Origin of the sequence: Neolewinella aquimaris, assembly GCF_014197245.1 — a bacterium.
GTDB classification, from domain to species: domain Bacteria; phylum Bacteroidota; class Bacteroidia; order Chitinophagales; family Saprospiraceae; genus Neolewinella; species Neolewinella aquimaris.
This window is the reverse complement of the sequence record NZ_JACIFF010000004.1, coordinates 177743-204571: the sequence shown is the minus strand read 5'-3', so window position 1 is coordinate 204571 and position 26829 is coordinate 177743. Positions and strand designations below refer to the sequence as shown.

The following is a 26829-nucleotide window of genomic DNA, read 5'->3' as shown; positions in this document are numbered from 1 at the left end:
CGTTCAGAGGGAAATAGGATTTGGGGGTAGCGGCTCGCGGCATCTTGCCTAATCGGTTCCCGGCATCTTGCCGGGGGATGGTGGTTCCCGGCATCTTGCCGGGGTGATAGTGGTTCCCGGCATCTTGCCGGGGGATAGTGGTTCCCGGCATCTTGCCGGGGCTGGTAAGCACATATCTTACCTCACTCCGCCGTATCATCAAGATTTTGCCACTCCACTTCGATGATGACCGCGGCGGGACGCCACGAACCGATGCCGCGGCGGGACGCCACGAACCGTGCATCTGCGATAAAATCTGCGACTAATCAGCGTGATCTGCGGTTCACAAAATCACGTACCGGAAGCCACACTACCCAGGCAGCAAACGAAAATAATTTTACCTTTGCGCCGACAACGGGGTGCTGTCCCAATCCGGGACGGCTGAGATCAAACCCTTTGAATCATTCAAGGAACCTGCCCGGGTAATGCCGGGAAGGGAAAAACATTTCGCATGAAGCGTCTATCGCTGAGCACCCTGCTGGTGCTCGTTCTCCACACTCTTTCCGCCCAGGTAGTCGATACGGTCGATGCGATCTACGAGATCGAACTGCCCGTCATGGTCACGGCAACCTCCGCCCGCCAGGAAACGCCAGTCACTTATGTCGACCTGACGAAAAAGGACATTACCCTACGCAACGTCGGCCAGGACGCGCCCTACTTACTCAAGTGGACGCCCTCCGTAGTCGTCAATTCCGATGCCGGCACCGGCGTAGGCTACACCGGCATCTGGATTCGGGGCAGCGATCCCACCCGCACCAACATCACCATCAACGGCATCCCCTACAACGATTCCGAAAGCCAGGGCGTGTACTGGGTTAACCTGCCCGACTTCAGTAGCTCGGCCGACTTGATCCAGATTCAGCGCGGCGTGGGCACCAGCACCAACGGGGCCGGCGCCTTCGGCGCTACGATCAACTTCACTACCGGTCGCGGAAATGGCAAACCCGGCCTGAGCCTCGACGGCGGCGTAGGAAGTTTCGGCACGCGCCGCGGCGTAGTCAGTTACCGCGGTAAGACCGACGGTGGCTTCGGGGTAGAAGCGCGCTACTCCAAAATCCACTCCGACGGCTACGTCGACCGCGCCACGGCCGATCTGGACGGATACTACGCCGCCGTATCCAAAACGGTGAAGGACGCCATCTTCAGCTTCGTCGCCTTCGGCGGCCACGAGGTTACCTACCAGAGCTGGAACGGCGTAACCCAGGAGGAGATCGACGCGTTCGGCCGCACCTACAACTCCGTGGGTACCGAAAGGGAGGGCGAACCCTACGACAACGAAGTTGATAATTACCGCCAGAACCACTACCAGCTGCACTACAACCAGGCCCTTACGAGCCAGCTCGATCTTTCCGTCAGCGGCCACTACACCCGCGGACTCGGCTACTTCGAGCAGTACAAGGCCGATGAATCCCTGTCCGACTACGGCATCACCGCCGCCGTCGACGCGAGCGACCTCATCCGCCGCCGCTGGCTCGACAATCACTTTTACGGCACGGTCTATAGCCTGCGCTTCCGCCAGAACAAGTGGGACGTGACCTTCGGCGGTGCGGCTAACGAATACCTTGGTGACCACTACGGCGAGGTCATCTGGGCGCGCAGTGCGGGCGATTCCGAAATCCGCGATCGTTACTACGAGAACGACGCCACCAAGCGCGATTTCAGTAACTACCTGCGTGCCAACTATGCCGTAACCGATCGGGTAAGCCTCTACGCCGATGCGCAATTGCGGCACGTCAACTATGAATTCCTTGGACTAGACCGCAACGCCGAACTGCTCGACCAGGAGGCCAGTCACACCTTCTTCAACCCAAAGGCAGGCCTGGTCTACCAGCCCACCCGCGGCACCCGGGCCTACGCCAGCTTTGGTGTCGCCCAGCGGGAACCCAACCGCAACGACTTCACGGACAACCCCGTCGATACCCGGCCCACGCCGGAAAAATTATACAACACGGAAGTCGGCTTTTCGCGCACCAACGAGCGCACCAACTACGGCATCAATTTTTACCACATGCTGTACCGCGACCAGCTCGTCCTTACCGGCCGCCTCAACGACGTCGGTGACTACGTGCGCACCAACGTCCCCGAGAGCTACCGCCTCGGCGTCGAACTGCAGGGTGGAGTAAAACTGACCGACTACCTCACCCTCGGCGGTAACCTGACCCTCAGCCGCAATCGCATCGGGGAATACACCGAGATCCTCGACGACTACGACGGCAATTTCGAATACCTCGGCCAGTTCGAAGTAACCCGCGACGGTGCCCCGCTCAGCTTCAGTCCGGACCTCACCGGCGCACTCGAACTCGCCTACGATCGCACGGTACGCCGTCACGGATTTGGCGCATCCCTGCAGACCAAGTACGTCGGCGATCGCTACGTCGACAACAGTGGCGCCGAGGAAAGTAAACTCGACGGCTACTACTACACCGATCTACGGCTGTCTTACACACTCGACGATCGTTACCGCCTCACCTTCCTGCTACGCAACCTCACCGACCAGCTCTACAGTTCCAATGGCTGGAGTTACCGCTACCGCTTCGACGGGGCCCCGACCACCCTTCAGGGAATGTACCCCCAGGCCGGCCGCAACTTCATGCTGAGCTTCGGGGTGGATTTTTAGGGATTGAGTAACACCCAATTGCCGGTCGGATACGTTGTGTTTTTCCCGTAAACTTCTTTGCCGTGAAAAACTTTCTGCTGTCCTTCCTCATCGTACTAGCCGCCTTCGCCGCGGGGCGCTATTTCTTTCCCGCTACGGAAGCCCCGCCGAAGATGATCGACGTAGTTTCCCGGTCGCCGGCTCCCAACCGGGCGGCCAGTGCAACGGCGTCGGCTAACGACGATCTTGTCACCATCTATACTCCCGAGGAGGAGCGGACCATCCGACTGTTCGAGCGGGCTTCGCCGTCGGTTTGCTTCATTACCACCAAAGCCATGCGGAGGTCATTCTGGAGCTACGGGGAGGTGGAGAGCGGTTCGGGATCCGGCTTCGTGTGGGACCGGCAGGGGCACGTGATCACCAACTTTCACGTGATCAATGGTGCCAATACCAGCTCCATCGCCGTCACCCTAAGCAACGGCAAGACCTACAACGCCCGGGTCGTTGGATTTGAGAAGGAAAAGGACCTCGCCGTGCTTAAGATCGACGCCACCGCCGCCGAGTTGCAACCCATCGAGGTAGGCAGCAGCCAGAATATCCGCGTCGGGCAGGCGGTTTACGCCATCGGCAACCCCTTCGGCCTCGACCAGACCCTCACCACCGGTATCGTTTCGGCATTGGATCGCGAGATCCGCAGTCAGGCCGGCGTACCGATCAAGGGGGCCATTCAGACGGATGCGGCCATCAATCCCGGCAACTCCGGCGGTCCGCTGCTCGACAGCGGCGGGCAGCTTATTGGGGTCAATACTTCGATCTACAGTCCATCGGGTGCCTCCGCGGGCATCGGCTTCTCCATTCCGGTCGACGTGGTCCGCTACGTGGTCAACGACGTGATCCGCTACGGGGAGGTGCGCCGCCCGGTTCTGGGTGCTGACTTGCGGCAGTACAGCCGCATTGAAGGGTTAATTGTGGTAACCGTAGACGAAGGGGGCGGGGCCGCAGGAGCAGGCCTAAGGGGATTAAGCAGGGATGCCCGGGGCAGCGTCATTCTGGGCGACGTGCTGGTTGGCATCAACGGCAACCCCGTCAGAAGCAACTCTGACCTGTACCTCGAGCTCGAGAAATATCAGCCCGGCGAAATGGTTAAGTTGAATATCGTGCGTGGCGATCGCCGTACCGCGCTGGATACCCGACTGGGCAGTTCGGTCGATCGCTAAGTAGCGTCGGCCTTCAGCCGACCAGCTGTTTACTAACACAAGTACGGGCAGCGTGACGGCTGAAGGCCGTCGCTACAGTAGCGTCGGCTTGAGCCGATCAGCTGTTTACTAACACAAGTACAGACAGCGTGACGGCTGAAGGCCGTCGCTACAGTAGCGTCGGCTTGAGCCGACCGGCTGTTTAGCAACATAAGTACGGGCAGCGTGACGGCTGAAGGCCGTCGCTACTTGAAGACCTTGAAGGTCGCTATCTCCACGCCCGGCTCGCGGAGCACGACGAAGTAAATGCCGGCCGGCAATCCAACCGTGCTGATGGTGCCGGCCAGGGGTGTGGCTACCCCACGGTGGAGCACCTGCCCCGCGGCATTCGTGATGAGGTATTCGCTCCGGCGGACCATATTGACGAAGGTATAGGAGCTCTCTCCGCTGCGTTGCAGTTCGACGGGGGAGGCGGTGCCGGCACCGTTGGGGACCTTGTTTACGATTTGTCCGAGGTCGATGCCGACGACGATGGGATCGTGGTCGCTGAAGCGGTAGAAGTCGGCGGCGTAGATGTGCGCGCCACCGTCTTCGGTGTTGTAATCTAGGATTTCCGGTTCGGGGGCGTTTACGGTCCAGGCAGTGGCACCGGTGATGTGGCGGGCGAGGGATGGGCTGGCCAGTGCGTAATCTAAACTACCCCATCGGCCACCGAAGACGTAGGAAGGCGGACCGCCGCCACAGGGAAATTTACCGTCCCCTACGAGGGTCTTCGTGTTTTGGTAACCGGCCTGGAGAAATACGTCGATTGGGTCTTCCATCCGGTAGCTGTTGAGGTCGCCGATAATGAGTACGTCGGAGTCTTCACTACCGGTCGGATCGGTCGCCAACCATTCCGTGATGGCGCGAGCGGCACCGGTGCGGGTACCGTTGCAGTTTCCGGCTCCACCACTGTCGTCGTCTCCGTCGCCGCACCCACTACCCTTGCTCTTCAGGTGGTTGACGCAGACGGTAAGCGTTTCACCAAAGCTCGGACTCGTAGAATCGATGACCCGGAAGGTCTGGGCCAGAGGCACCCGGTTCGTTCCCGGACCTACGAAAAGGGAAGCCGGCGTAGCCAGCGCGGCGGCCGTGCCGGATTCTTCAACGCGATCGCTGCGGTACACCAGCGCCACCATGATCTGATCTTCGCCGGGGTTGGGGGATACCACATACCGATAGCGTGAGCCGCAGTGTACGGAGAGGGAATCTACTAACCGGGCCAGGGCCACGTTGTCGTTGTTTTCGATTTCGATCAGACCGATGATGTCGGCCTCCAGTGCGCACATTGCCGCTACGATTTTCGCCTCCTGGCGCTGAAGTTCCCCTTCCGTATCCGCCCCGCGACTACCCAGGGTGGTGAAGTAATTCAGTACGTTGGCACTGACTACACGAAGGTTCCCCCCGACGTCCGGAGCATCGGTCGGCCGTTCGTTGCCGGATAGCGTGACCCGGTCCGTCTCCGTCGGCTGGATGCGGTAGCGGTTGAAGCCGTACCCCAGTACTCCGGTCAGCCCGCTGATTCGCTGGCCCGCCCGAAATTCCGTCCGTGCCGAAAGGGGATCACCGGTGGGCAGCAGGATGGGGCGCAGGTTGGTTCCACTCCGGCCGTCATCGATCACTACCACATCATTCTCCTGGGTTGCGATGAAGGCTGCCAGGGCGGTAGCGTTGGGTTCGTTGCACTCGGTGAACTGGACCAGGCGCTCGTCCGAGGTGACCTCGATTTCCCCGAATCGCTCCAGGCCGTCGACGCTGGTGATGACCATATTCACGGGACTCACGCGCATTCCCTCGAATGCTTCGAGCCGGTCATCGGATGAGGGAAGGGCCAGATTGACCGCGGTTGGCATGCCAACGTTCACTGCTTCAATGGTGATCATTGCTCCTGCGTCCCCGCCCCGCAGTTGCGTCTGATTGAACCGTTCTTCGACTACGGCAGTCACGGTCACGAGGTCGCCGATGTTTACGTCCGGGCTGCTCGCGAAGACAAAAATGCCCTCGGAGGTGAGGCTGTCCAGGTCGGCGTCGGCATCTTCCTCCTGAAGATAAAATCCGCCCAGCCCCGCCTGAAAATCGCCGACAACTACTGCCTGCACGGTGACGGTATTGCCGGCCAGTGGACTGACGTCCGTCGTGCCCTGCACGAGGTGAATTCCGATCGGATCGCTGCCCAGGTCGTCGTCGGTCAGGGACAGGGTTGCTGTGGCCCCCGTAGCGTACCGGGCGTCCGTCACGGCGGTCACCGTTAGCTCGATCGTCTCCGTACCCTCGATTGTTTTGTCGTCAATGACGGTCAAATTTACCGGGACGGAAAGTGTTCCGGCGGGAATGTCCACGCTTCCGGATTGCGGATCGGTAAAATCGGTACCGGCCACGGCCGTACCGCCTAGTTCGTAGGTGATGGTCACCGACTGCGCCGCCGGTTCGGAAAGGGTCAGGGTAAATGCTCCGTTCTTTTCCGGTTCCCCTAGATCAGCAGTGGGGGAGACAGCAACGGAAGGTCCGACGGCACCCACCCGGTAACTGCCGAAGGGGACCAGCGCGCCGATCTCCGCCAGTGATTTGTTGTCAAGCACGTCGTTGCCGGGGATGGTCCAGTTGGCCGCTACCCAGCCGCCGTCGGGGCCGGTGTTGTCCGTCCGGTACAGGTAACTATCTGTGTAAAGGTCGGTGTCGTCCCCGATTTCGCCGCCCACCTGGTCGAGGATGGTGCCGTTGCGGGAAAGGGCGAAGGCATCGTTGCCGTTTCCGGACACCGTACCCGAGGAAATGATATTTGCGAAGTCGCCCGCCGTACCGAAGGCTTGCGCGAACTCGTCCGTGCCGTTGACTACGTAAACGAAGGCGTCGGTGTAGGTGCCCGAGAGTGCGATCCCGGTGGGTTCGGTGCCGGTATTGGCGTAGCGTTGGATGACGTAATCCCCCAGATCTACCGTGCCATCCACGTACAATTCGATGGCCCGGGGCTTGGCGCCGGGGGCGGTTCCGTCGAGCAGTCCGGTGAGGATGACGCGATCCTGGGCTGCAAGGGACACACAACAAAATAGGCTGCAACACAGGAGGAAACATCGCATGATGGTAGGGTTTAGGGCGGGAGTAGGGTGCGAAGGTAGGGGGCGGGGAGCAGCCGGGGGGCTAAAACACGCGGGCCCCGCGGCGAACGTCAGTTCTGCACACGGGGCCCGGTGGTACAGGGGGTGAAGAAGGGTTTACTTTATCACGTACGGCATGCGTTTGCTGGCGTTGCGCATCAGACTTTCCACTAGGTCTTCCGCTTTATTCAGAACGCCGCCGCTGGCTTCCCAATCGTAGTTCCAGACCATCCCTTCCCGGGCGTCGTGGATGTCCATGTTGACGGTGGTCGAGTTGGTCGCGCCCGAAACACCGACCAGTATCCCGAGGGCGATGGCGGCTCCCTGGCTCATGGGTTTGCTCATGTTGAAGCGGGTGGTGATCACCGCGTCCACGCCCAGGGCGCGGGCCATTTCGGCCGGGGTGAGGGAGCGGCTGTCGATCGTGTAACCGGCGCGTTCCAGCTTGGCGTTGGTGGTTTCCGGGTCCATGATTTCGAGTCCACGGATCTTGCCCTGCTGTTTACGCCGCAACATCCAGCTGTAAATTTCGCGCTGAAAGGTATAGGTGTCTTCCCGGGCGGCGGCTTCGAGTTGTTCCTGGTCGTCCTTCGGCCGACCCTTGATGGCTACGCTGGGGGGGACGATCGCGATGATCTGGTGGCTCTGGGTGGTAGAGGCCATATTGGGTGCCTCGTACACCTTCGGGCCGCAGGACGGCAGCAGCAGGATGAGCAGGAGGCAAATCGAGGGTAAAATGAGTCTCATATGGGGAGAGTGTAACTGGGTTAACCTTCACCGGAATGGATTGAAGGTGGTTTAGTGCATCATGAAAATACTCAGCTACAACGCAGGTAGGTATCCCGACATATAAATTAACTGATATTTAAGCCAGTTCGCGGTCGAGGGCGGCTCGGTCGATCCGGTAGAGGAGGGGACCTCCCTTGACCCCCTGGCGTTTCTGATTGGTTTCGATCAGGAAGGGGTAGGACAGTAGTTTGCGGCGAAAATTGCGGCGGTCCAGTGTCTCGCCCAGTATTTCCTGGTAAAGGCGGTGTACTTCCGAAAGCGTAAAGCGGGCGGGCAGCAGGTCGAAGGCAAGGGGGCGGGTGCGCAGGTGCAAGGTGAGACGGGCGTGAGCGTCGGTGAGCAAGCGGGAGTGGTCGAAGCCCAGCTCGGGAACGTCGGGAATAGAAAACCACCGGGCCTCCGTCAAATAATCGCGGGCCGTCGGAGCGTGGTGTTCCGGCCTGACGAGGGCGTAGTAACTGGTGGTCACCACGCGGCGCACCGGGTGGCGGTCGGGATCGCTGTAGGTCCCGATCTGGCGCAGGTACAGGTCTCGCACCCCGACCAGTTCGCTCATTACCCGGCGGGCCGTTGCGTCCAGGTTTTCACCCGCGCCCATGGCACCACCGGGCAGTACCCAGTAGCCCGCAAAGGGTGCTATCGCACGACGGACCAGCAGCACCCGCAGATCACCCTCGGCGAAGCCAAAGATCACGCAATCGGCCGTATGGGTGGCTGCTGCGCTCTGCTGGGTGACCCGCATGTCCGACGGTTGGTACACTGGCATGATATCCTTTAGGAGAGGTGCAATCTAGCGGATTTCGGACAGCGGCGCGGCATCCATATCCGAAAAGGCCTGATTTTCTCCCGCCATCCCCCACACGAAACGGTAGGCCGCGGTACCGGCACCGCTGTGAATGGACCAGGGTGGAGAGATCACGGCCTCGAAATTGCGGACCGCCAGGTGACGTGTTTCGTCGGGCGCACCCATAAAATGCATCACGAGTGCTTCTTCCGGTAGATCGAAGTAGAGGTACACTTCCATGCGCCGCTCGTGGGTGTGGGGCGGGAAGGTGTTCCAGACGTTGCCTTCCAGCAGCTCGGTGAAGCCCATTACCAGCTGACAACTCTGGATGCCGTCTTCGTGAATGTACTGGTACAATACCCGCTTGTTGGCGTGCGGCTGGTCACCGAGGGCTACCCGGTTGGCCTGGGCCTGGGTATACTTAGTGGTTGGGTACTCGCGGTGGGCGGGGGCGGAATTGAGGTAAAAGTGTGCGGGCGTGCCGGCGGATTTACTACTGAAGGTCACCGTTTGGGCACCCCGTCCGACGTAGAGGCAATCGAACCGCCCCAGCGGATAGTCGGTGCCGTCAACGAATACCGAACCGTCACCGCCCAAATTTAGGATGCCCAGTTCCCGGCGCTCGAGAAAGTAAGCGGCCTTGAGCGCATCGTCGTTTTCCAGGGCTACCGGATCGGTGGTCGGCACCACGCCTCCGAATACGAAGCGGTCGTAGTGAGAATGTACGAGGCGCAGCTTGCCGGGCTCCATCAGACCGGAAGCTAAAAACTCGTCCCGATTCTCCTGGGTAGTCTGTATCTTGAAGTGGGTGGGGTGAATGCCGTAGCGGATTTCCATAGGTGACTTGTTTGTGCGTCAAATATACGCACAATATAGTCGGTGGAGTGATCGCTGTGTGTCACCGGCGTGGTCTACCAGCTCTACCCGCTGATGAGCGAATGAATGTACCGCCCGAACCGTACTGTAAATGCATTTACCGCCGAATTTTCGGCTTCGAAGAGGGAGTTCTGTCCGAAGAAGCCTCCAGCGTCGAATTCTTGGTGCTGCGCGCCCCTTACGTTGATGAGCGGAAGGTCGATCCGGTAAGCAGCACCGTGCCCCGGACTTGGCGGAGCCAGCAGTTGTTTATTCGGCAGGGGAGCGGTGAGGCGTGCCGATCGACCTACTGCGGTCGAAGCATGGGTAATCGAGAGCATCGGTATGCTGCTGTGAACGTGGGGGCCGGACGCCGCGTAGGCGGACTGGCCGACAAGCTCGCTGCCACCATAGAGGAGCAGGAAAAGGGCAAATACTTTCATGAGAAGAACAAAATGATAGCAAAATCACCGGCAATGACCGGTAATGAATGTGGGTGGCTTATAAACCACCCGGCCATTCACTTTATTGCCCTCACATGGTGTTAATCGATCACAAGCCGCTCGCCACGATTAATCTACTCGCGCTGGGGACGATATGCCAAAAGGGTGGGGGAGGGATGACTACTAAAAGTCAGCATCCCTCCCCCAACAAGCCCTACGGTCACCTTCGGTTTTCCGCCTACTGAGCGGTGTTGCGAAGGCCTTACAAAACCAATGCGTTTAACGAACGACCAGCAGCTTGCTTTTGCTGCCGTAGCGAACTACGTACATGCCGTGGGTCACGCCGTCGGGCAGCTGAATGCGGGTTGCCTCGTTGGGTACGGTCGTATAGGACCGGATCAGGCGGCCGTCGATGTGGTGCAGGGTGATCGGAGTAACCCCCCGGCTGGCTGGATCGTGCAGTACGATCTCCTGTCCCGCCCGTGCGGGATTCGGGGATAGGGTATAACCGGCCTGGGTAGCTGCGACCTCCGCGCTCACCACGCCGAAGCGGGTGCGGGTACCGTCAATGTCGTACTGGACCAGGCGGTAGTAGTTGGTGCCCGCCGCGGGACTGAGGTGGCGGTAGGCGTACTCCTGTACCTCGGTGGTGGTGAAGCTGCCCTCTACGCTGGTGAGTTCGCGGAACGTCAGGCCGTCGGTGCTGTGCTCTACGGAGTAGTAATCGTTGTCGGTCTCGTTCAGGCTGGCCCACGACAGGTTGATGCCGGCGCTGGTAGCGGTCGCATTCCAGTGGAGGAGAGTGACCGGGAGCTGAGCGCTGCCGCTGCCACCGCCGCCTATACCGCCGCTGCCAGCAGCTGGAGACATGATGGCTTCAAATTCGGTGTACGGCTTCGTATACGATGTTCCAAAGGCGTAGATGATTCCACCACCCTGTGCATTATGGCTAGCAACCGTAGTGTTGGTGCCCTCAGCTACTTGAGGATCCTGGCCGAAAGTCAAGTGGTTCTTCTTGTTCAATTCAAAGACGACCGTACCGGAGAAGACTACGTTAGCCAGACAAGCTGCACTGATTTCATAGGTTGTAGTAATCTCCAGCGTTCCGCTAAATACACCGTTAATAAGTGCGGGTGGCTCCCCATTGACACTCTGAGTTGAGCATTCGGTACAAAAATCCTGGCTTTGTGAAGTGAGGATACAGGTCTGGGCACCAAGCACCAGGCCCATCCCGCAAAGGACGAGGGTAAAGATGAGTTTCATGAAAAAGTTTGTAGTGTCGGATCCCGGGATATCCCGGTAATCGCAATTCGCTTAAAACAGCAGTGTAAGGGCACAAACCCTTCCACCTTGATTTTTTAGTTGCTGTTCTTAGTGTTATAAAGTATAATCGAAGGGTAAATTTTTTGGTAACGTGCGCATGTTCTGAACTGTGGGCCTCGTGTTCTGAATGGTAATCCGCGCGTTGCTAGCCGTTGAGAAAGATGATTAGTTGACGTTTCTCCCGAGATCATTCTCCGCAAACCGGCTCACTTGTAAATTTCAGGGAAGGACGTATTCCTTTCCGATATACATATAAAAAACGGTTATTCCTTATCCGTATTGCGACATGGATGTGTCTACGCACAATTTTTTCAAAAGTCCTTCATATCAGCAATTTCGAGTGATTTAGGGGGTAAAACCCATACAATATGGTATTAACCCACCCATGAAGAAACATTATTTGTTAAGGCTTTTGATTTTTGTTAAGGCCCGGCAAATTTTTTTACAGAAAGGGCAATTTTTTTCCCTCCCTACCTCCGATTGCCACCTTACCGTTTACTTTGCGCCCATGCCCCACCTGCTCACCTCCGCCCTACCGTACGCGAACGGCCCCCTTCATCTTGGCCACCTCGCCGGTGCCTACCTGCCCGCCGACATCTACGCCCGCTACCTCCGGCTCGCCGGTAAGGACGTACTCTGGGTCTGCGGCAGCGACGAGCACGGTGCCGCCATCACCCTCCGGGCCAAGAAGGAAGGCATCGAGCCGCAGGACATCATCGACAAGTACCATAACCTTAATAAGGCCAGCTTCGCCGCCCTCGGTATCAGCTTCGACTACTACCACCGCACGAGCGCACCGCTGCACCACGAGACGAGCCAGGACTTTTTTCGCACCCTCGACCAGAAGGGCGGGGAGTTCATCGTCCGGGACACCGAGCAGTACTACGATCCGGAGTTCAAGCAGTTCCTCGCCGACCGGTACATCAAAGGAACCTGCCCCCGCTGCGGCTTTGCGGAAGCCTACGGCGATCAGTGCGAAAACTGCGGCAGCGACCTTTCGCCCACCGAGCTCATCAACCCGGTTTCCGTACTGAGCGGTGCGACCCCTGAACTACGGCAGACCAAACACTGGTACTTCGATCTGGCCAAACACGAAGACTTCCTGCGCACCTGGATCCAGGAAGGCACCGTCGACGGCAAGCAAGTGCACGATCCCACCACCTGGAAAAAGCACGTCATCGGCCAGTGCATGAGCTGGCTCAACGAAGGGCTACAGGCCCGCGCCATCACCCGCGACCTCGACTGGGGCATCAGCGTACCCCGGGAGGACGCGGAGGGCAAGGTGCTCTACGTCTGGTTCGACGCCCCCATCGGCTACATCTCCAGCACCAAACAGTGGTGCCTCGACCACGGCCGCGACTGGAAGGACTACTGGCAGAACCCCGATACCGAACTGGTCCACTTCATCGGCAAGGACAACATCGTGTTTCACTGCCTCATCTTCCCCGCCATGCTGCGGGCCCACGGCGACTACGTGCTGCCGAAGAACGTACCCGCCAACCAGTTCCTCAACTTCGAGGGCGACAAATTCAGCAAGTCACGCGGCTGGGGCATCGAGCTCCACGAGTACGTCGAAGAGTTTAAAGACTTTCCAAATGGGGAAGACGCCCTACGCTGGGCGCTTATCCGCAACTTACCCGAGCAGAGCGATGCCGACTTCACCTGGGACGGCTTCACGGAGTACTACGACAAGGACCTGGCTGATAAACTGGGCAATTTCCTTAATCGCGTCACCGTGCTTACGCACAAGTATTTTGCGGGAGCGACACCCTCATCCGGCCACTGGGCGGGGTCGCAGGTGCAAGCCGAATTACAAAAAGCAATGCAGGCCATGGCATCACACATCGAGGCCTTCCGCTTCAAGGATGCCGCTACCACCTTCGTCGAACTGGCCTCCTTCGGCAATACGTACCTCCAGGACGCCGCCCCCTGGTCGCTCGCCAAAGCCGATCCGGAGGATCCGCGCATCGCGAAGGTCATGTTCGACAGCATCCAGATCGCCGCCGCCCTGGCCCTCATGGCCCACCCCTTTGTACCGCTGGTCAGCGCAAAACTTCGCACCGTCCTCCGGCAAGAAATTGTTGAAAACGGCGACTGGGCGGTATCCCGGGACCTGCTGGCCGCCAACAAACCCCTGCTGACCCCCGGACATGACATCGGCCAGGCCGGGGTCCTCTTTCCCAAAATCAACGACCGAAAGGACGATACCCTGCTCAAAATCATTCAGGGGCAGCGGGATAAACTGAGGGCCTCATCCTCGTCGGCCGAGCAAAGTTCGTCCGACGAGTCTGTCGTTGCTAGCTTGTCCGCTGAACCCACTGGCAAGCCCGAGATCGCCTTCGAAGACTTCACCAAACTCGACCTACGTACGGCAACTATTCTTACCGCAGACGCCGTCAAAAAATCGAATAAGCTACTGCACCTGACGATCGATCTGGGCGGTGGGCAAACGCGCAGTGTCGTCAGCGGCATCGCCAAGCACTTCGCTCCGGAGCAGCTGCCTGGTCAACCGGTTGTAGTGGTCACCAACCTGGCCCCGCGTAAGATGGCCGGCGTACTGAGCGAAGCCATGATCCTGATGGCCGAAAATGGGGAAGGCCAGTTGACCTTCGTGGCACCGCCGGCCGGTTTCGGTGCGGGATGGGAGGTTAGGTAGGCGAAATGTACTATAATAAGGCACGGGTCAGAACAATCCGGGGTGATCCGCGGTAGCGACACTAATGCCGTTAACCCTTAACAAATCGCGGGAGATCTCGCTGTTGCTCACCGGCATCGGCCTGCTGGTCGCGGCGGTGTACGTGGATCATCACGATAACGAACCCGTCTTTTCCCCCTACCGCGAGGGCTACACCGGAGACGAGATCAACCCCATCGACCGCCTCGGCTACACCGCCCGCGACGAGCGTGCCGGACAGTTTGCCGATGCCGGTCTTTGGGGTGGACCTACGCTTCCCCTGTTGCTTTCACTGGACCCGCGTACCCGCCCCCACTACCCGGTGGTGCTGCTGCTGTGGCTGCAGACGATGTTGCTCACGTTCTCCCTTTCGAGCCTCATCAAAAATACCGTCAGCCGACCCCGTCCTTATATATACAACGAGAATTGGGAGCTGGAGCAACGGCTGACACGCAAGGACCGGGCGGCTTTTTTGTCGGGTCACGCAGCCAACGCCACGGCGGGGTCGGTTCTCTTTGCCTCCCTGCTTGCGACCTACGATCACCGCTTTGCCCGGCACGCAAAATTTGCGGCCATAACCATATCCTGTGGCACGGCCTACCTGCGCGTTAAGGCTGGAAAGCACTGGATAACGGATGCCGCCGCCGGAATTTTGCTCGGGGGCGGGGTCGCGGGAGCCGTGATCAATTGGCATAAAGCGAAGCCGGGGAAACCAGTATGACTCTCCCTTCATCCGAAATCGATAGATTTTTGCAGCTTTGCGGAGCAGTGCGAAGGTCGGTTTACCGAACTATCCGAAGCGCTCAACCGTTCCCTTAGCGAAAATTCGCTGTTATATTCGCGATCAAAATTTCCCTATGAAGTTGCTTGTCTGCGTCAGTAAGACGCCCGAGACCACCACTAAAATCCAGCTCACCGCTGACGGAACCGAAATCGATACCGCCGGCGTGCAGTACATCATGAACCCCTACGACGAATGGTACGCCCTGGTGCGCGCCCTGGAGCTGAAGGAAGCGGCGGGAGGTACGGTCACCATCCTGAATGTGGGCCCGGCCGACAACGATTCGGTCATCCGCAAGGGACTGGCCATCGGAGCCGACGACGCCGTACGCATCGACGTAAGCGAGGAAAAGGACAGCCTCTACACCGCCCGTCAGATCGCCGAGTACGCTAAATCCGAGCAGTACGACCTCCTCTTTTTCGGCAAGGAAACCATCAGCTACAATGGCTCCGAAGTGGGTGCAATGGTGGCCGAGTTTCTGGATCTCCCCTACGTCGGGGAAGCCAGCCACCTGGAAATAGACGGAACGAAGGCGACCGTCACCCGCGACATCGAGGGTGGGGAAGAAGTCATCGAAGTACAAACCCCTCTGGCCGTCAGTGCCGCCAAGGGAATGGCCGAGCAGCGCATCCCGAACATGCGGGGCATTATGATGGCCAAACGGAAGCCGCTTACGGTGGTCGCCCCCGTCGACTATCCCGACACTACCCGCATCGCCGAATACGAAAAGCCCGAAGAGAAGGGCAGCGTCAAGCTCATCGATCCGGACAATATGGAAGAGCTGGTGCGGCTACTGCACGAGGAGGCCAAAGTGATCTGATCACCCGCCCCCTCTTCCTTTATAACAACCTAAAAATAGCCTACCATCATGGTATTAGTATACGCAGAAGCTACCAACGGCCAGTTCAAAAAGGTGGCGCACGAAGTCATCACTTACGGTAAACAGACGGCCGACGTACTGGGCACCGAATGCCACGCCCTCGTTCTGGGCGATACCGCGGGTGCGGAAAGTCTCGGAAAATACGGGGCCAGCAAGGTCTATCGAATCACCAGCCCCCAACTCGAAGCCTTCGATGCGGCGGTATATACCGTAGCCATCGCCGAGGTCGCGAAGCAGCAGGGAGCTACCGTGATCGTGCTTCCCCACAACAGTACCGGCAAGAACATCACCGGTCGACTGGCCGCGCGCCTGGAGGCCGGCTCCGTCCCCGGTGCCAATGCCGTGCCTACGATGAAGGAAGGATTCTTTACGGTACGCAAGCCCGTTTTCTCCGGTAAGGCATTCGCCGATGTACAACTCCTGACCGATGTAAAGATCATCAGCGTTGCGGGCAATTCCATTCCCGTAGCGGAAACCGGAACGGATGCGACCGTCGAAGACCTCACCATCAGCCTCCCCGAACCCAAGACGAAGGTCGTCAAGCACCAGGTCGCTACCGGTCGGGTGCCCCTCCCGGAAGCCGAACTCGTCGTAAGTGGCGGTCGCGGACTTAAAGGGCCCGAAAACTGGGGAGTGATCGAAGACCTCGCCGAGGCCCTCGGTGCCACTACCGCCTGCAGCCGCCCGGTAGCCGACTCCGACTGGCGCCCCCACCACGAGCACGTCGGACAGACCGGGGTAGCCATACGCCCCAATCTTTACATCGCCGCCGGCATCAGCGGTGCCATTCAGCACCTGGCCGGGGTCAACAACTCCAAAACGATTGTAGTGATCAACAAGGATGCCGATGCCCCCTTCTTCAAGGCCGCCGACTACGGGGTGGTAGGTGACCTGTTTGAAGTACTGCCAAAACTGACGGCAGCCGTGAAGAAGTATAAAGGACAGTAACTACCGGATCAGCAGGCGCTGAGTAATTGGATGTTTGCCCCCGATGCGAAGGAGATACAGTCCGCTGGCCAGATCAAAGGATGGTAGGGACTGCGTCTGCCCGGTCAGCTGAAAACTGGTGATGAGCCTTCCGGTAGCGGCATACAGATGGCCGGTTTGACCCTCCAGGCCGGCCGCTCGGATTCGGACTGCCGCGGCGGAAGCGGGCTGTGGCCACACCTCGAGTGCTGCGGCTTGTTCCGGACTTCCCACGGAAATGATCGATGAATTTTCGTGGGCTCCGTCGAAATCAACTTGCCGGAGACGGTACTGGGTGTTGTTAGCTAGTTCGCCGTAATCGGTATAGGTGTATGCCCCGCCCGTAGCACTATTGAGTGCTTCGACGCGGCCGAGGGTGGTCCAGTCAATGCCGCCGTTGTCACTGCGCTCTACGCCGAAGTACGCGGCCTCATCTTCCGATCCGGTTGACCAACTTAGTTCGGTGGAATTGTTGTTGCGTCTTCCCGACCAGGAGGTCTAGGTAACTGCTGCGGCCCCCGTTACTAAGAAACTGAAGTTGCTTCCCCCGTTGTTGTTGTAGGTGATGGTGCGGAGATCGGCATTGGCGGCCGTGACGGCTGGATTTGTGGTGCTGGTTGCCGAAGTAAACAAGTAATACTTGACGGTCTCTCCCTCGTCCAGCCCTTCTCCCGGAATGTTGCCGGTAAAGGTCCCGTTGTTGTTATTGACCATGGCCACTACGAACGAAGTGAGGAAGTTATCATCGGAATACCGGATGTACATCGTTTGACCGTTGTTGGTAGTTTGGGTATTGTTACCGAGTCTTCCCTCCATAACCACCGACTGCTGCGGGGCAGAGGTTTCTCCGGAAACCGATGAGGTTACAGAGGTGATTTGCCGGACCGGCGCGGTTAGTCGCCAGAAAATAAACTGAGTCGACTGATTGGCCTGCGGTGTTTTAAATACGTACGTCCGGAGACTGCCGTTGGTACGGAAGGATGCCGCGCTACACGGCTGTTCACCGGTAATGAGGGACCCGTCCAGTGCACCGATACTGAGGCTGCCGCCACATCCGGAGGGTCCTACTTCGACTCGGTCGCCGGAGGCATTCTTGGTCACCAGGCGGAAGTTCCTTTGACCGGAATTGGATACGACGATGGTGCCATACTGCGTACCGCCAAGCATGGTACTAAAAATTACATCACCAGTGCCCGTGGAGAACGGTGATTGGCCGGTTGTTGCGTACTGGCAAAATACGCCGGGGGCAAACGCCAGTAGCGCGAATGCCAAAAGGTAGATCTGCTTCATGGATGAGTAGGGGGGACAATTTTCAAGAGAGAGGAAAGCGGAAGAACATGAGATTCTCCGCATATCTGGCAACTATACTTCTGTGTTTTTATACTCGCCGTGTGTATGCTATTAGAATTGCTAGCCGTACACCGATTTCTGAACACTGCTCGGGGTGAAACTAGGTTTCCTTTGTTCCATCCTCCAGCCCCGGACCGGCTTAGGGTCCTGAATCTCATAAACGCCTTTACCGTCCCCGGTATTATTGTACTTACGCACTTAGGGAGAGTAGACCACCATGGCTTTAGGTTTCCGGTCGGTCGGTGCGGTGGTACTCCCTCGGTGGGAAGTGTTCGACGACCGTAGTGAAGTAGACCGGTCAATAACGGGTTACCGGATTAATAAGCGCCGGGTTACCGGGAGGTTGCCCTCGATCCGGAGGAGGTATAACCCGCTAGTCAGGTTCAGCGTGGGCAAAGATTGCGCCCGGCCGGTCAGCGGAAAAGTAGCAACGAGTCGACCGGAGGCTGAATACAGTTGCCCCACCTTTCCTTCCCCTCCTGCTGCCCGCAACCAAATTTCGTTGGCGGAAGCGGGCTGCGGCCATATTTCCAGGGCAGTGGCCCGTTCGGGAGCCTTTACGGATATAATCGGGGAATGCTTGTACGCGCCGTCGAAGTCAACCTGTTTTAGGCGGTACTGCGACTTGCCCGTTGGTGCGTTTCGGTCCGTGAAGGCGTAAACTGCGCCCCCAGGACGATTGTGGGCTTCCACCCGGCCCAGGGTTAGCCAGTCGATGCCTCCGTTGGTACTGCGTTCTACCTTGAAGAAGGCTGCTTCGTCTTCCGTACCGGTAGACCAGCTCAATTGAGTGGCTCCATTTTTCCATTCACCCGTCCAGGAGATGTAGGTGACCGGCGCGGGCGAGGTCACCAGGAAGCTGTAATAGCTCCCCCCATTGTCGTTGTACGTGATGGTGCGGAGATCGGCGTTTTCGGCAGTTACAGCTGTTGCAAAAGGATTGGGGTTTGATGATATTGCAGAAGTGAATACGTAGTAACTTACCGTTTCTCCTTCTGTATGTCCGGCGCCAGGGATATTTCCTGTAAACGTGCCGTCACCGTTGATTGACATCGCCACTACATAGGAATTTGTAAATCCATCATCAGAATAGTGAATAAACATCGATTGACCGTTGTCATCGATTTCACCCTCCCCTAAGGTGGCGGTTACAGACACTGTTTCTTCTACAGATGAGGTTCCGGCATTTGCAGTTGATGTAACATCATTCACCTCCCGCACCGGCGCGGACAACCGCCAGAAGACGAAAGTCCCCGACTGGTTCGCCGTGGGGGTTTTGATGACGTAGGTGGCGGCATTTCCTCCGGTCGTGAAGGAGGCGTTCGTTCCGGTGCAGCCAAGTTCACCGGTGATTACCGAGCCGTCGAGGGAGCCGATGTCGCTGTTGGCACCGCAGCCACTGGGGCCCACTTCTACTCGGGCATTCCCGGCATTTTCGGTGACGAGGCGAAAATTATAGGGCGTATCGTCGGTAGTAGTGACGGTAAATCGCTGGGTGCCGTTGATGGAGGGGGTGAAGCTAACGTCTCCGGGCGCGTCGGTAAGGTCATTGCCAAAGGGATCCTCCCCGTTAATGGCATACTGGCATAGCAAGGTAGGGGCAGTCGCCAAAAGTGCGAAAGCCAATAAGTAACACTGTTTCATGTGAAAAAAAGGGGTTCAATTTATGAGATGATCGAATGGAGAACATCAAATCCTCCATTATTTGGGGCAAATATAGTAAGCAGGCGGGCTGACTGGTGTACGGCAGGCGTTTCTTACCGTCTGCGACGCCTGCGGGTGGAGCTGATGCCCAGAACGCCGAGCAGACCACGGGTTAGTTCCCGTGCTACGGTCCGACCGATTTGCCGGGTAGTGGTGTTGGACATGATCCGGTCGAACATCGACTTCTCCGTAGTGCGTCGGCGGCTGGTGGTGGTCTTTTCCGCCTGTTCGCGCTGGGCGGCGATCACTTCCTTTTGTTCCGCCTCCCGGGCGCGGGCCATCTTAGCTTCTAGAATCTCATAGGCGCTCTCACGGTCCACGGTTTCGTTGTACTTGCGCACCAGGGGAGAGTGGGCGACCAGCTCCTTAATCTCCCGGTCGGTCAGTATGTCCATCCGGCTTTCCGGCGCGCGCAGCATGGTGCGTACGAGTGGGGTGGGGCGCCCCTTGCGATCGAGGGCCGTGACGAATGCTTCCCCGGTGCCCAGTTCCGTTAGGGTCTGGTCGATATTGTAGTAATCACTTAACGGGTAGTTTTCGCTGGCCAGCTTGATTGCCCTGCGGTCCTTAGCGGTGAAGGCCCTCAGGGCGTGTTGCACCTTGAGTCCGAGCTGACCCAGGATATCCGAAGGAATATCGGCCGGATTCTGGGTAACGAAGATCAATCCTACCCCCTTGGAGCGGATGAGTTTGATGATGGCTTCCAGTTGGTCGAGCAGGGCATCGGTCGCCTCCTCGAATATGAGGTGGGCCTCATCGATAAAGACAACCAGTTTAGGCCGATCCAGGTCGCCCTCTTCGGGGAAGGTGGCGTAGATCTCGGCGAGCAGCTGCAGCATGAAGGTAGAGAACAGCTTCGAGCGATCCTGCACGTCAGTCAGGCGGACAATCGAAACGATCCCCCGGCCGAGTTCATCGATACGGGTGAGGTCTTCTACCTCAAAACTTCGCTCCCCGAAGAATTTTTCCGCGCCCTGCCCCTCCAGTTCCACCACGCGACGCATGATGGCACCTACGGAAGCGGTGGAAATACGGCCGTACTCTTGCTCCACTTCCTCCTTCCCCTCGTTGCTGAGGTACTGCAACACCTTGCGCAGGTCCTTCAGATCGAGCAGGGGCAGGTCGTTGTCTTCGGCGTACTTGAAGGTTACGGCGATGATTCCCGACTGGGTGTCGTTGAGGTCGAGCATCTTGGAGAACAGGACCGGACCGAATTCGAGTACCGTAGCGCGTAATCTTGCTCCCGGTTCCTCGCTCAGGCTCAGCAACTCCACGGGGCTGCCGGCGGCGGTGAAGGGAATGCCGATTGCCGCGTGCCGCTCGTCGATCTTGGGGTGTCCGCCGCTGGCAACGGCGATTCCGCTCAGGTCGCCCTTGATGTCCATCAGCAGGCTGGGGACACCCTCCCGGCTCAGTTGTTCGGCGATGATCTGCAGCGTTTTCGTCTTGCCCGTACCGGTGGCACCCGCGATGAGGCCGTGGCGATTGAGTGTTCCCAGGGGAATGCGGACCAGGGTATTGGTGAGCGTTTCCTCGCCCAGCATCGCGCCGCCGAGGACGAAGGAGGGGGCTTCGAAGGTGTAACCTTTTTCAATATCCGCGCGGAATGCTTCCTGTGCCATGGTACTTAGTTTGTCTTGTTCCAGCTTTCGATCCGCCGGTCGTATTTTTTCTTGCTGAAGGGCCAAAAGTCGGGATTGGCGGTACGCTCCAGTTCGTCCTCCAGGTCGTCGGGCATAAGATCGGGAAAGAAGTCGATGCCGGTACGTGCTTCCACCTCGTCGATGCTCACGACAAATTCCGGCAGTGGGTCAAAACTGATCTCGTTGGGGATCAGGAAGCCGATGCCTTTCTGCTCGGGTTCGTCGAGATCGAGCAACACCTTGTAGTAGGTACGGGGCACCGCTACCCGGTTGTCGCGACCGATGTAAAACTTAGGGTCTTCGGTGGTTACCGGCCCGGTAACTACGTAAAGCCGTCCGAAGCGTTTGGCCCAGTCGCGGGTAAGCTCCTCCAGTTCGCGCCAGATGCCCTGGTTGAACTGACGTGCCTGGGGACTTACGTTGCTCAGGAGGAAGGTCTCATCGGCCAGTTCGGCATCCCAGGCGAAATCGGCAAAGGGGGCCAGGTGCCCACGGTCGTAGCCGCTGCCCCGGTAATCGGCGTCGCTCGCGGAGCCGGTTCTTACCTCCGGGTCTTCGCGGAAGCGGTCCTGCCGCTCGCTCCACTCGTGCTGCAGGTGGTCGCGGGTGAGGATGTAGGCAACCCATTCCGCCTGCTCCCAGTCTTCGTGGTAGGAAAGCACGAAACCGCCGTGGTCGACGATCTGGCCGTTGGTGCCCGACGGGAGGTAGTAAGCTTCTCCGGCGTATTCCACCCGTCCCTGCTCCTGCGTCCCCGCCCCGTCCCATTCGCGAAAGCCCCACACGAGTCCGCCGAGAATCGCGGCGAAGATGCCCACCTTTACGATGGTTCCGCCCGCTGCCGCGCCGCCCCTCGCCGCGTGGTTCCTGCGTAATTTGGCCATAGGCCGTAAGGTCAATGTAAAATTTAGAATATCAAACTTTTATTGACCTTTACATCAACCAGCGCCCCCTAAACTTCCCCTTGCTGTACTCCAGTGCCGGCGCGGGAACTTTGATGAAATCGAGAATGCCCAGCGTGAGGCGTACCCAGCGCTTCTTCGTCGGAATGCGGCTGAGGTAAAGGTCCGGGCTGAGGTACCACTGCCGGTAGCGCTGGGGGGCGTAGCTAAAACCGACCCCGTTCTCCCGCCAGGAGTTCCCGTACGCTCCGTAGACGTTCTCCGCGCCGTAGCCGACCGCCAAGTTGAGCCACTGCGGCAGAGGGCTATTGGGCAGGAAGGAAGCCGGGTTTACGGAAAGCCAGATGGTCTGGGCGTTGTAGTCCTTCAAAAATCGCTCGAAGGGGCTGTCGCCGAACCGCTCCCGGACAATGTAGCCGAGGTTGGAGGTCACGCCCTCTCTGCTGTTAGTGATCTCGATGTCCGGGGGCGGCCGAAAGTCGTTCGATACCTTGATCAGGATACGCTGCTCTTCCCACAGGATGTCCTGGGCGGTAAAGACGAGGCTGCCGGCCAGGTTAGCTCCCATATCGCTGAGGCTGAAACCCCAGTTGGAACTAAAGCCGTCCATGGTCTCGATGGTGGCCTGCAGGAGGTTGGCTACGCCGAGCGCCGTATAGCGCGCCACCGGTCGTCTTACTCCCGACCACCGCAGTCCGGCAAAGGCACTACGGCTGAAGAAGTAGGCCGTAAAGGCGTGGCCCGCCTTGTCCATTTGTTCCCACTCCGGCCAGTCGTTGAAGGTATGAAAACCCTCCAACTCGTACCCCTTATACCAAATAGAGTAAAGCCCCACGCCGAAACCGAGGTAAGCACCCGCCCCGATGCCCGCGGAAGTGTAGAATCGCGATTTATTGAAGTTTTCCGCCGGTTTCAGCCATCCTGGTTCGGCCGTGTATTCTAGAGGGTCCAGCCGGGTGTAGTCATACCGGGGCTTACTTCCCGTTTGTGCCGTCAGGGCGGGGAACGCGGGAGCAGTGAAAAGAACGAGAAGCAGAATGCGTAAAGTTAGATGCATACATTTAGGGTTAAGCCCTTAACGCCGTGACGCATTAATTTAGCGTAACCCCTACAATGTACCCTATGTCCTCCCACCTCGTCGCTCCCTCCCTGCTTGCCGCCGATTTCCGTCACCTCGACCGCGCCATCGACCTGGTGAATACCAGCGAAGCCGATTGGTTTCACCTCGACGTGATGGACGGCCGCTTTGTACCCAATATATCGTTCGGGCAGTTCATCATCGAGCAGATCGCGCAGGGGGCGGAGAAGTACGTCGATGTCCACCTCATGATCGAAGACCCCGGGCGGTACATCGAAAGCTTTGCGCGGGCCGGTGCCAACGGAATTACCGTACACGCCGAGGCCTGCACCCACCTCCACCGGGTGGTCCAGCAGATCAAGGAATCCGGAGCTAAGGCCGGCGTTGCCCTCAATCCCCACACCCCGGTCAGCCACCTGGAAAACGTCATCGAGGACCTGGACACCGTACTCATCATGACGGTGAACCCGGGCTTTGGCGGACAGAAGTTCATCTACCAGAGCATCCCCAAGTTGCGGCAGACCCGTGACCTGATCACCGTACATAACTCACGGGCGGTCATCGAAGTGGACGGTGGTATCGGACTGCAGAACGCCCAGAAGGTTCTGGAGGCGGGTGCGCGCGTCCTGGTGGCCGGCAGCGCCGTGTTCGGAGCCGATGATCCGGCAGCGGTGATCAGTCAGCTCAAGGCCATTGATGCCAATCCCGTAGCCTACGTATAGGGGAAGTATGACCTTTCCATCATGCTTAAATCCAGGGGATTCGGCTGCTTAAAGCAGCCGGATTACTTATCTTTGCGGCTCAGTTGACCCCATGGCCGAAAATATTCACCCCATTCATGACCGTCTCGTTCAACGCAACGAGCGCGAAGCCGCCAACGGACACCGGGGTGGGGTGGTGTGGATGACGGGACTTTCCGGTAGCGGAAAAAGCACCATTGCCGCCGCCGCTGAGCGAAAACTCTTCGAGCGAGGGATATTTGCTCAGGTACTGGATGGCGACAACGTCCGCCACGGGCTTAATGCCAACCTGGGCTTCAGCCTGGAGGATCGTGTCGAGAACACCCGCCGGGTCGCGGAAGTAGCCAAGCTCTTTGTACAGACCGGCTGCCTCGTCATTTGCTCTTTTGTTAGTCCTACCCGGGAGCTGCGCGCTGCGGTACAGGCCATTATCGGTGCCGAAGACTTTTTTGAGGTCTACGTTAATACCCCGCTCGAAATATGTGAGCGCCGCGACGTGAAGGGCCTTTACGCGAAGGCGCGCGCGGGCGAACTGAAGAACTTTACCGGCATCGATAGCCCCTACGAGGCTCCCGAACATCCCTTTCTGGATTTGAAAACAGCGGAATTGACCATCGACCAGGCTGCGGACATATTAATTGAATCTCTTCCTCTATGACAGCTAATTATCAGCTTAATCACCTGCGCGAACTCGAATCCGAAAGCATTTTTGTGTTGCGCGAAGTCGCCGCCCAGTTTGAGAATCCCGTGCTGCTCTTTAGTGGGGGAAAGGACTCGATCCTGATGGTGCACCTGGCCGTCAAAGCATTCTACCCCGCTAAGATCCCCTTTACCCTGCTCCACGTCGATACCGGCCACAACTTCCAGGAAACGCTCGATTACCGCGACAAACTCGTCGAACGCACCGGCGCTAAACTGATTGTCGGATCGGTACAGGAAGCCATCGATAAAGGCTTGGTACGCGAAGAAACCGGCTATAACGCCACCCGCAATTACCTGCAAACGGCCGTGCTCCTCGACTCCCTGGAGAAGGGCAAGTACGACGCCGCCCTCGGCGGAGGTCGCCGCGACGAAGAAAAGGCCCGCGCCAAGGAACGTTTCTTCAGTCACCGCGACGAATTCGGGCAGTGGGACCCGAAAAATCAACGGCCGGAGCTATGGAACCTCTTCAACGGACGTAAGCGCTACGGCGAGCACTTCCGTGTCTTTCCGATCTCCAACTGGACGGAACTGGACGTGTGGCAGTACCTGGCCGTGGAAGAAGTCGAACTGCCCAACCTCTACTACGCCCACAAGCGGAAGGTATTCAAGCGCGACGGCATGCTGCTCGCCGAATCCGAGTTCATCCCCCGCCGCCCGGAGGAAGAACTGGTCGAAATGACCGTCCGCTGCCGCACCATCGGCGACATCACCTGTACCGGCGTGTGGGAATCCAACGCCTCCACCCTGGAAGACATCATCGCCGAAGTAAGCGTGGCCCGGCAAACCGAGCGTGGCGGACGTGCCGACGATAAGCGCAGCGAAACCGCCATGGAGGACCGCAAGAAACAGGGGTATTTCTAGATGTACTAGACGTACTATGTTTGCCGGTCACCGTTAGCCGTCCTGATTATTCCGCTGAAGGAGCGGCCGTCACGAGCGCAGCGAGCAGAGGCGCAAATTGTAAATTGTAAATTGTAAATTGTACATGGTAAATTCCCTAGAGCACACCGAGCTTCTCCGCTTCACTACCGCCGGCTCCGTCGACGATGGCAAGTCAACGCTCATCGGACGGCTGCTGTACGACTCCAAATCAATCTTTGAGGACCAGTACGAAGCCATTTCCCAGACCAGCGCCAAACGCGGCGAGGAAGGGGTCAACCTGGCCCTGCTTACCGACGGACTCAAGGCTGAACGCGAACAGGGAATTACCATCGATGTCGCCTACCGCTATTTCGCCACCCCGAAGCGAAAATTCATCATCGCCGACACCCCGGGGCACATCCAGTACACCCGCAATATGGTGACGGGAGCTTCCACCGCGAATGTAGCCCTGATCCTGGTAGATGCCCGCCACGGCGTAGTGGAACAGACCCGCCGGCACGCCTTTATCGCTTCCCTGCTGCAGATCCCCCACCTGATCGTGTGCATCAATAAGATGGACCTGGTAGATTTTAGTGAGGAAACCTACAACCGGATCAAGGAAGACTTTAGCGGATTCAGTCACCGGCTGGACGTAAAGGACGTTGACTTTATTCCCATGTCCGCCCTGCTCGGAGATAATGTCGTGGAGCGCAGCACCAACATGGATTGGTACGGTGGGTCTACCCTGTTGTACTCCCTGGAGAACGTCCACATCGGCAGCGACAACAATTTTATTGACTGCCGGCTTCCCGTTCAGACGGTCATTCGCCCCTACAACGACGACTACCACGACTACCGCGGCTACGCCGGACGAATTGCGGGTGGAGTGTTCAAAAAGGGCGATAAGGTCACCGTGCTTCCCAGTGGATTTACGAGCACCATCGCCAAGATCGACAGCTACGACGGCGAAATCGAAGAGGCCTTCCCCCCCATGTCCGTTACCCTACTGCTCGAAGACGATATCGACATTAGCCGCGGCGACATGATCGTGCGCGACAACAACCAACCCGACGTAAGCCAGGATATCGAGGTAATGCTCTGCTGGTTCAACGAGCGCCCACTCCAGCCCCGCGGTAAGTATGCCATCATGCATACAACGCAGGAGGCCCGCTGCATCATCAAGGACGTTCGTTACCGCCTCGACATCAACTCCCTGCACCGGGATGAGGAGAATAAAGAGGTCAAAATGAACGACATTTGCCGGGTACTGCTGCGTACCACGGCCCCCCTGCTCACGGACCCCTACCGCAAAAATCGCATCACCGGCTCCATTATTCTGGTGGATGAGCAGACGAATGAAACGGTTGCGGCCGGTATGATCATCTAAAT

Annotated in this window: 22 protein-coding genes; 10 read left to right on the top strand and 12 right to left on the bottom strand. The window is 58.4% G+C overall.

Features of this window, described 5'->3' with window-relative positions; translation table 11 throughout:
• The first annotated feature begins 490 nt into the window (after positions 1 to 490).
• Together GGR28_RS09460 and GGR28_RS09455 are read left to right on the top strand one after the other, a co-directional pair.
• Positions 491 to 2656 carry a TonB-dependent receptor gene (locus tag GGR28_RS09460; RefSeq protein WP_183495541.1) on the top strand — a complete coding sequence of 722 codons (2166 nt, stop codon included), beginning with the start codon at positions 491 to 493 and terminating at the stop codon, positions 2654 to 2656.
• Positions 2657 to 2718: 62 nt separating this feature from the next.
• Complete coding sequence (locus GGR28_RS09455) at positions 2719 to 3852, top strand: S1C family serine protease (protein WP_319936715.1); 1134 nt, start codon at positions 2719 to 2721, stop codon at positions 3850 to 3852.
• A gap of 224 nt (positions 3853 to 4076) precedes the next feature.
• Here GGR28_RS09455 and GGR28_RS09450 read toward each other — a convergent pair whose 3' ends face one another.
• The 6 genes from GGR28_RS09450 to GGR28_RS09425 all read right to left on the bottom strand — a co-directional run bounded on the left by GGR28_RS09450 (position 4077) and on the right by GGR28_RS09425 (position 11099).
• Complete coding sequence (locus tag GGR28_RS09450) at positions 4077 to 6908, bottom strand: ExeM/NucH family extracellular endonuclease (protein WP_183495540.1); 2832 nt, start codon at positions 6906 to 6908, stop codon at positions 4077 to 4079.
• Between the two features lie 174 nt (positions 6909 to 7082).
• Positions 7083 to 7712: a hypothetical protein gene (locus GGR28_RS09445; RefSeq protein WP_183495539.1), complete on the bottom strand. Its 630-nt coding sequence runs from the start codon at positions 7710 to 7712 to the stop codon at positions 7083 to 7085.
• 118 nt (positions 7713 to 7830) lie between these two features.
• Positions 7831 to 8520 (bottom strand): NUDIX hydrolase, encoded by a 690-nt coding sequence (locus GGR28_RS09440; RefSeq protein WP_183495538.1) that lies wholly within the window; start codon positions 8518 to 8520, stop codon positions 7831 to 7833.
• 24 nt (positions 8521 to 8544) lie between these two features.
• Entirely contained in the window at positions 8545 to 9375 is an 831-nt protein-coding gene (kduI, locus tag GGR28_RS09435) for a 5-dehydro-4-deoxy-D-glucuronate isomerase (RefSeq protein ID WP_183495537.1), read from the bottom strand.
• Between the two features lie 83 nt (positions 9376 to 9458).
• Positions 9459 to 9836 (bottom strand): hypothetical protein, encoded by a 378-nt coding sequence (locus GGR28_RS09430; protein WP_183495536.1) that lies wholly within the window; start codon positions 9834 to 9836, stop codon positions 9459 to 9461.
• Positions 9837 to 10115: 279 nt separating this feature from the next.
• Positions 10116 to 11099, bottom strand: coding sequence for a hypothetical protein (locus GGR28_RS09425; protein WP_183495535.1), 984 nt, complete (start codon positions 11097 to 11099; stop codon positions 10116 to 10118).
• Between the two features lie 568 nt (positions 11100 to 11667).
• Here GGR28_RS09425 and metG point away from each other — a divergent pair.
• The 4 genes from metG to GGR28_RS09405 all read left to right on the top strand — a co-directional run bounded on the left by metG (position 11668) and on the right by GGR28_RS09405 (position 16442).
• The gene (gene metG / locus GGR28_RS09420; RefSeq protein ID WP_183495534.1) at positions 11668 to 13815 is read left to right on the top strand and encodes a methionine--tRNA ligase; all 2148 of its coding nucleotides are present in this window, start codon (positions 11668 to 11670) and stop codon (positions 13813 to 13815) included.
• A gap of 64 nt (positions 13816 to 13879) precedes the next feature.
• Complete coding sequence (locus tag GGR28_RS09415) at positions 13880 to 14554, top strand: phosphatase PAP2 family protein (RefSeq protein WP_183495533.1); 675 nt, start codon at positions 13880 to 13882, stop codon at positions 14552 to 14554.
• A gap of 136 nt (positions 14555 to 14690) precedes the next feature.
• Positions 14691 to 15434: an electron transfer flavoprotein subunit beta/FixA family protein gene (locus tag GGR28_RS09410; RefSeq protein ID WP_183495532.1), complete on the top strand. Its 744-nt coding sequence runs from the start codon at positions 14691 to 14693 to the stop codon at positions 15432 to 15434.
• A gap of 48 nt (positions 15435 to 15482) precedes the next feature.
• Entirely contained in the window at positions 15483 to 16442 is a 960-nt protein-coding gene (locus tag GGR28_RS09405) for an electron transfer flavoprotein subunit alpha/FixB family protein (protein WP_183495531.1), read from the top strand.
• Here GGR28_RS09405 and GGR28_RS09400 read toward each other — a convergent pair whose 3' ends face one another.
• The 6 genes from GGR28_RS09400 to GGR28_RS09375 form a co-directional block, all read right to left on the bottom strand.
• Positions 16443 to 16694: a T9SS type A sorting domain-containing protein gene (locus GGR28_RS09400; protein WP_183495530.1), complete on the bottom strand. Its 252-nt coding sequence runs from the start codon at positions 16692 to 16694 to the stop codon at positions 16443 to 16445.
• Positions 16695 to 16958: 264 nt separating this feature from the next.
• A complete protein-coding gene (locus GGR28_RS09395) occupies positions 16959 to 17627 on the bottom strand; it encodes a hypothetical protein (protein WP_183495529.1) in 669 nt (222 codons plus the stop codon).
• Between the two features lie 492 nt (positions 17628 to 18119).
• Positions 18120 to 19454 (bottom strand): T9SS type A sorting domain-containing protein, encoded by a 1335-nt coding sequence (locus GGR28_RS09390; protein ID WP_183495528.1) that lies wholly within the window; start codon positions 19452 to 19454, stop codon positions 18120 to 18122.
• Between the two features lie 113 nt (positions 19455 to 19567).
• The gene (locus GGR28_RS09385) at positions 19568 to 21136 is read right to left on the bottom strand and encodes a helicase HerA-like domain-containing protein (protein WP_183495527.1); all 1569 of its coding nucleotides are present in this window, start codon (positions 21134 to 21136) and stop codon (positions 19568 to 19570) included.
• Between the two features lie 5 nt (positions 21137 to 21141).
• A complete protein-coding gene (locus GGR28_RS09380; protein ID WP_183495526.1) occupies positions 21142 to 22041 on the bottom strand; it encodes a DNA/RNA non-specific endonuclease in 900 nt (299 codons plus the stop codon).
• Between the two features lie 49 nt (positions 22042 to 22090).
• Positions 22091 to 23116 carry a DUF2279 domain-containing protein gene (locus GGR28_RS09375; RefSeq protein WP_183495525.1) on the bottom strand — a complete coding sequence of 342 codons (1026 nt, stop codon included), beginning with the start codon at positions 23114 to 23116 and terminating at the stop codon, positions 22091 to 22093.
• A 65-nt stretch (positions 23117 to 23181) separates the two neighbouring features.
• On the opposite strand from GGR28_RS09375, the gene rpe reads away from it, so the two are divergent.
• The 4 genes from rpe (at position 23182) to cysN (ending at position 26827) form a co-directional block, all read left to right on the top strand.
• On the top strand, positions 23182 to 23859 hold the full coding sequence (gene rpe, locus GGR28_RS09370; RefSeq protein ID WP_183495524.1) for a ribulose-phosphate 3-epimerase: 678 nt from the start codon (positions 23182 to 23184) through the stop codon (positions 23857 to 23859).
• Between the two features lie 91 nt (positions 23860 to 23950).
• On the top strand, positions 23951 to 24535 hold the full coding sequence (gene cysC, locus GGR28_RS09365) for an adenylyl-sulfate kinase (protein WP_183495523.1): 585 nt from the start codon (positions 23951 to 23953) through the stop codon (positions 24533 to 24535).
• Positions 24532 to 25440 carry a sulfate adenylyltransferase subunit CysD gene (cysD, locus tag GGR28_RS09360; RefSeq protein WP_183495522.1) on the top strand — a complete coding sequence of 303 codons (909 nt, stop codon included), beginning with the start codon at positions 24532 to 24534 and terminating at the stop codon, positions 25438 to 25440. Before cysC ends, cysD begins: the two co-directional genes overlap by 4 nt.
• 124 nt (positions 25441 to 25564) lie before the next feature.
• Complete coding sequence (gene cysN / locus GGR28_RS09355) at positions 25565 to 26827, top strand: sulfate adenylyltransferase subunit CysN (RefSeq protein WP_183495521.1); 1263 nt, start codon at positions 25565 to 25567, stop codon at positions 26825 to 26827.
• Positions 26828 to 26829 lie beyond the last annotated feature (2 nt).

What these genes read in the sequence shown, in the direction of transcription:
- GGR28_RS09460 (WP_183495541.1), top strand. Translation starts at nt 491, where the DNA reads ATGAAGCGTCTATCGCTGAGCACCCTGCTGGTGCTCGTTCTCCACACT.
- GGR28_RS09445 (WP_183495539.1), bottom strand. Translation starts at nt 7,712, where the DNA reads ATGAGACTCATTTTACCCTCGATTTGCCTCCTGCTCATCCTGCTGCTG.
- GGR28_RS09440 (WP_183495538.1), bottom strand. Translation starts at nt 8,520, where the DNA reads ATGCCAGTGTACCAACCGTCGGACATGCGGGTCACCCAGCAGAGCGCA.
- kduI (WP_183495537.1), bottom strand. Translation starts at nt 9,375, where the DNA reads ATGGAAATCCGCTACGGCATTCACCCCACCCACTTCAAGATACAGACT.
- GGR28_RS09430 (WP_183495536.1), bottom strand. Translation starts at nt 9,836, where the DNA reads ATGAAAGTATTTGCCCTTTTCCTGCTCCTCTATGGTGGCAGCGAGCTT.
- GGR28_RS09425 (WP_183495535.1), bottom strand. Translation starts at nt 11,099, where the DNA reads ATGAAACTCATCTTTACCCTCGTCCTTTGCGGGATGGGCCTGGTGCTT.
- metG (WP_183495534.1), top strand. Translation starts at nt 11,668, where the DNA reads ATGCCCCACCTGCTCACCTCCGCCCTACCGTACGCGAACGGCCCCCTT.
- GGR28_RS09415 (WP_183495533.1), top strand. Translation starts at nt 13,880, where the DNA reads ATGCCGTTAACCCTTAACAAATCGCGGGAGATCTCGCTGTTGCTCACC.
- GGR28_RS09410 (WP_183495532.1), top strand. Translation starts at nt 14,691, where the DNA reads ATGAAGTTGCTTGTCTGCGTCAGTAAGACGCCCGAGACCACCACTAAA.
- GGR28_RS09405 (WP_183495531.1), top strand. Translation starts at nt 15,483, where the DNA reads ATGGTATTAGTATACGCAGAAGCTACCAACGGCCAGTTCAAAAAGGTG.
- GGR28_RS09395 (WP_183495529.1), bottom strand. Translation starts at nt 17,627, where the DNA reads ATGCTTGGCGGTACGCAGTATGGCACCATCGTCGTATCCAATTCCGGT.
- GGR28_RS09390 (WP_183495528.1), bottom strand. Translation starts at nt 19,454, where the DNA reads ATGAAACAGTGTTACTTATTGGCTTTCGCACTTTTGGCGACTGCCCCT.
- GGR28_RS09385 (WP_183495527.1), bottom strand. Translation starts at nt 21,136, where the DNA reads ATGGCACAGGAAGCATTCCGCGCGGATATTGAAAAAGGTTACACCTTC.
- GGR28_RS09380 (WP_183495526.1), bottom strand. Translation starts at nt 22,041, where the DNA reads ATGGCCAAATTACGCAGGAACCACGCGGCGAGGGGCGGCGCGGCAGCG.
- GGR28_RS09375 (WP_183495525.1), bottom strand. Translation starts at nt 23,116, where the DNA reads ATGCATCTAACTTTACGCATTCTGCTTCTCGTTCTTTTCACTGCTCCC.
- rpe (WP_183495524.1), top strand. Translation starts at nt 23,182, where the DNA reads ATGTCCTCCCACCTCGTCGCTCCCTCCCTGCTTGCCGCCGATTTCCGT.
- cysC (WP_183495523.1), top strand. Translation starts at nt 23,951, where the DNA reads ATGGCCGAAAATATTCACCCCATTCATGACCGTCTCGTTCAACGCAAC.
- cysD (WP_183495522.1), top strand. Translation starts at nt 24,532, where the DNA reads ATGACAGCTAATTATCAGCTTAATCACCTGCGCGAACTCGAATCCGAA.
- cysN (WP_183495521.1), top strand. Translation starts at nt 25,565, where the DNA reads ATGGTAAATTCCCTAGAGCACACCGAGCTTCTCCGCTTCACTACCGCC.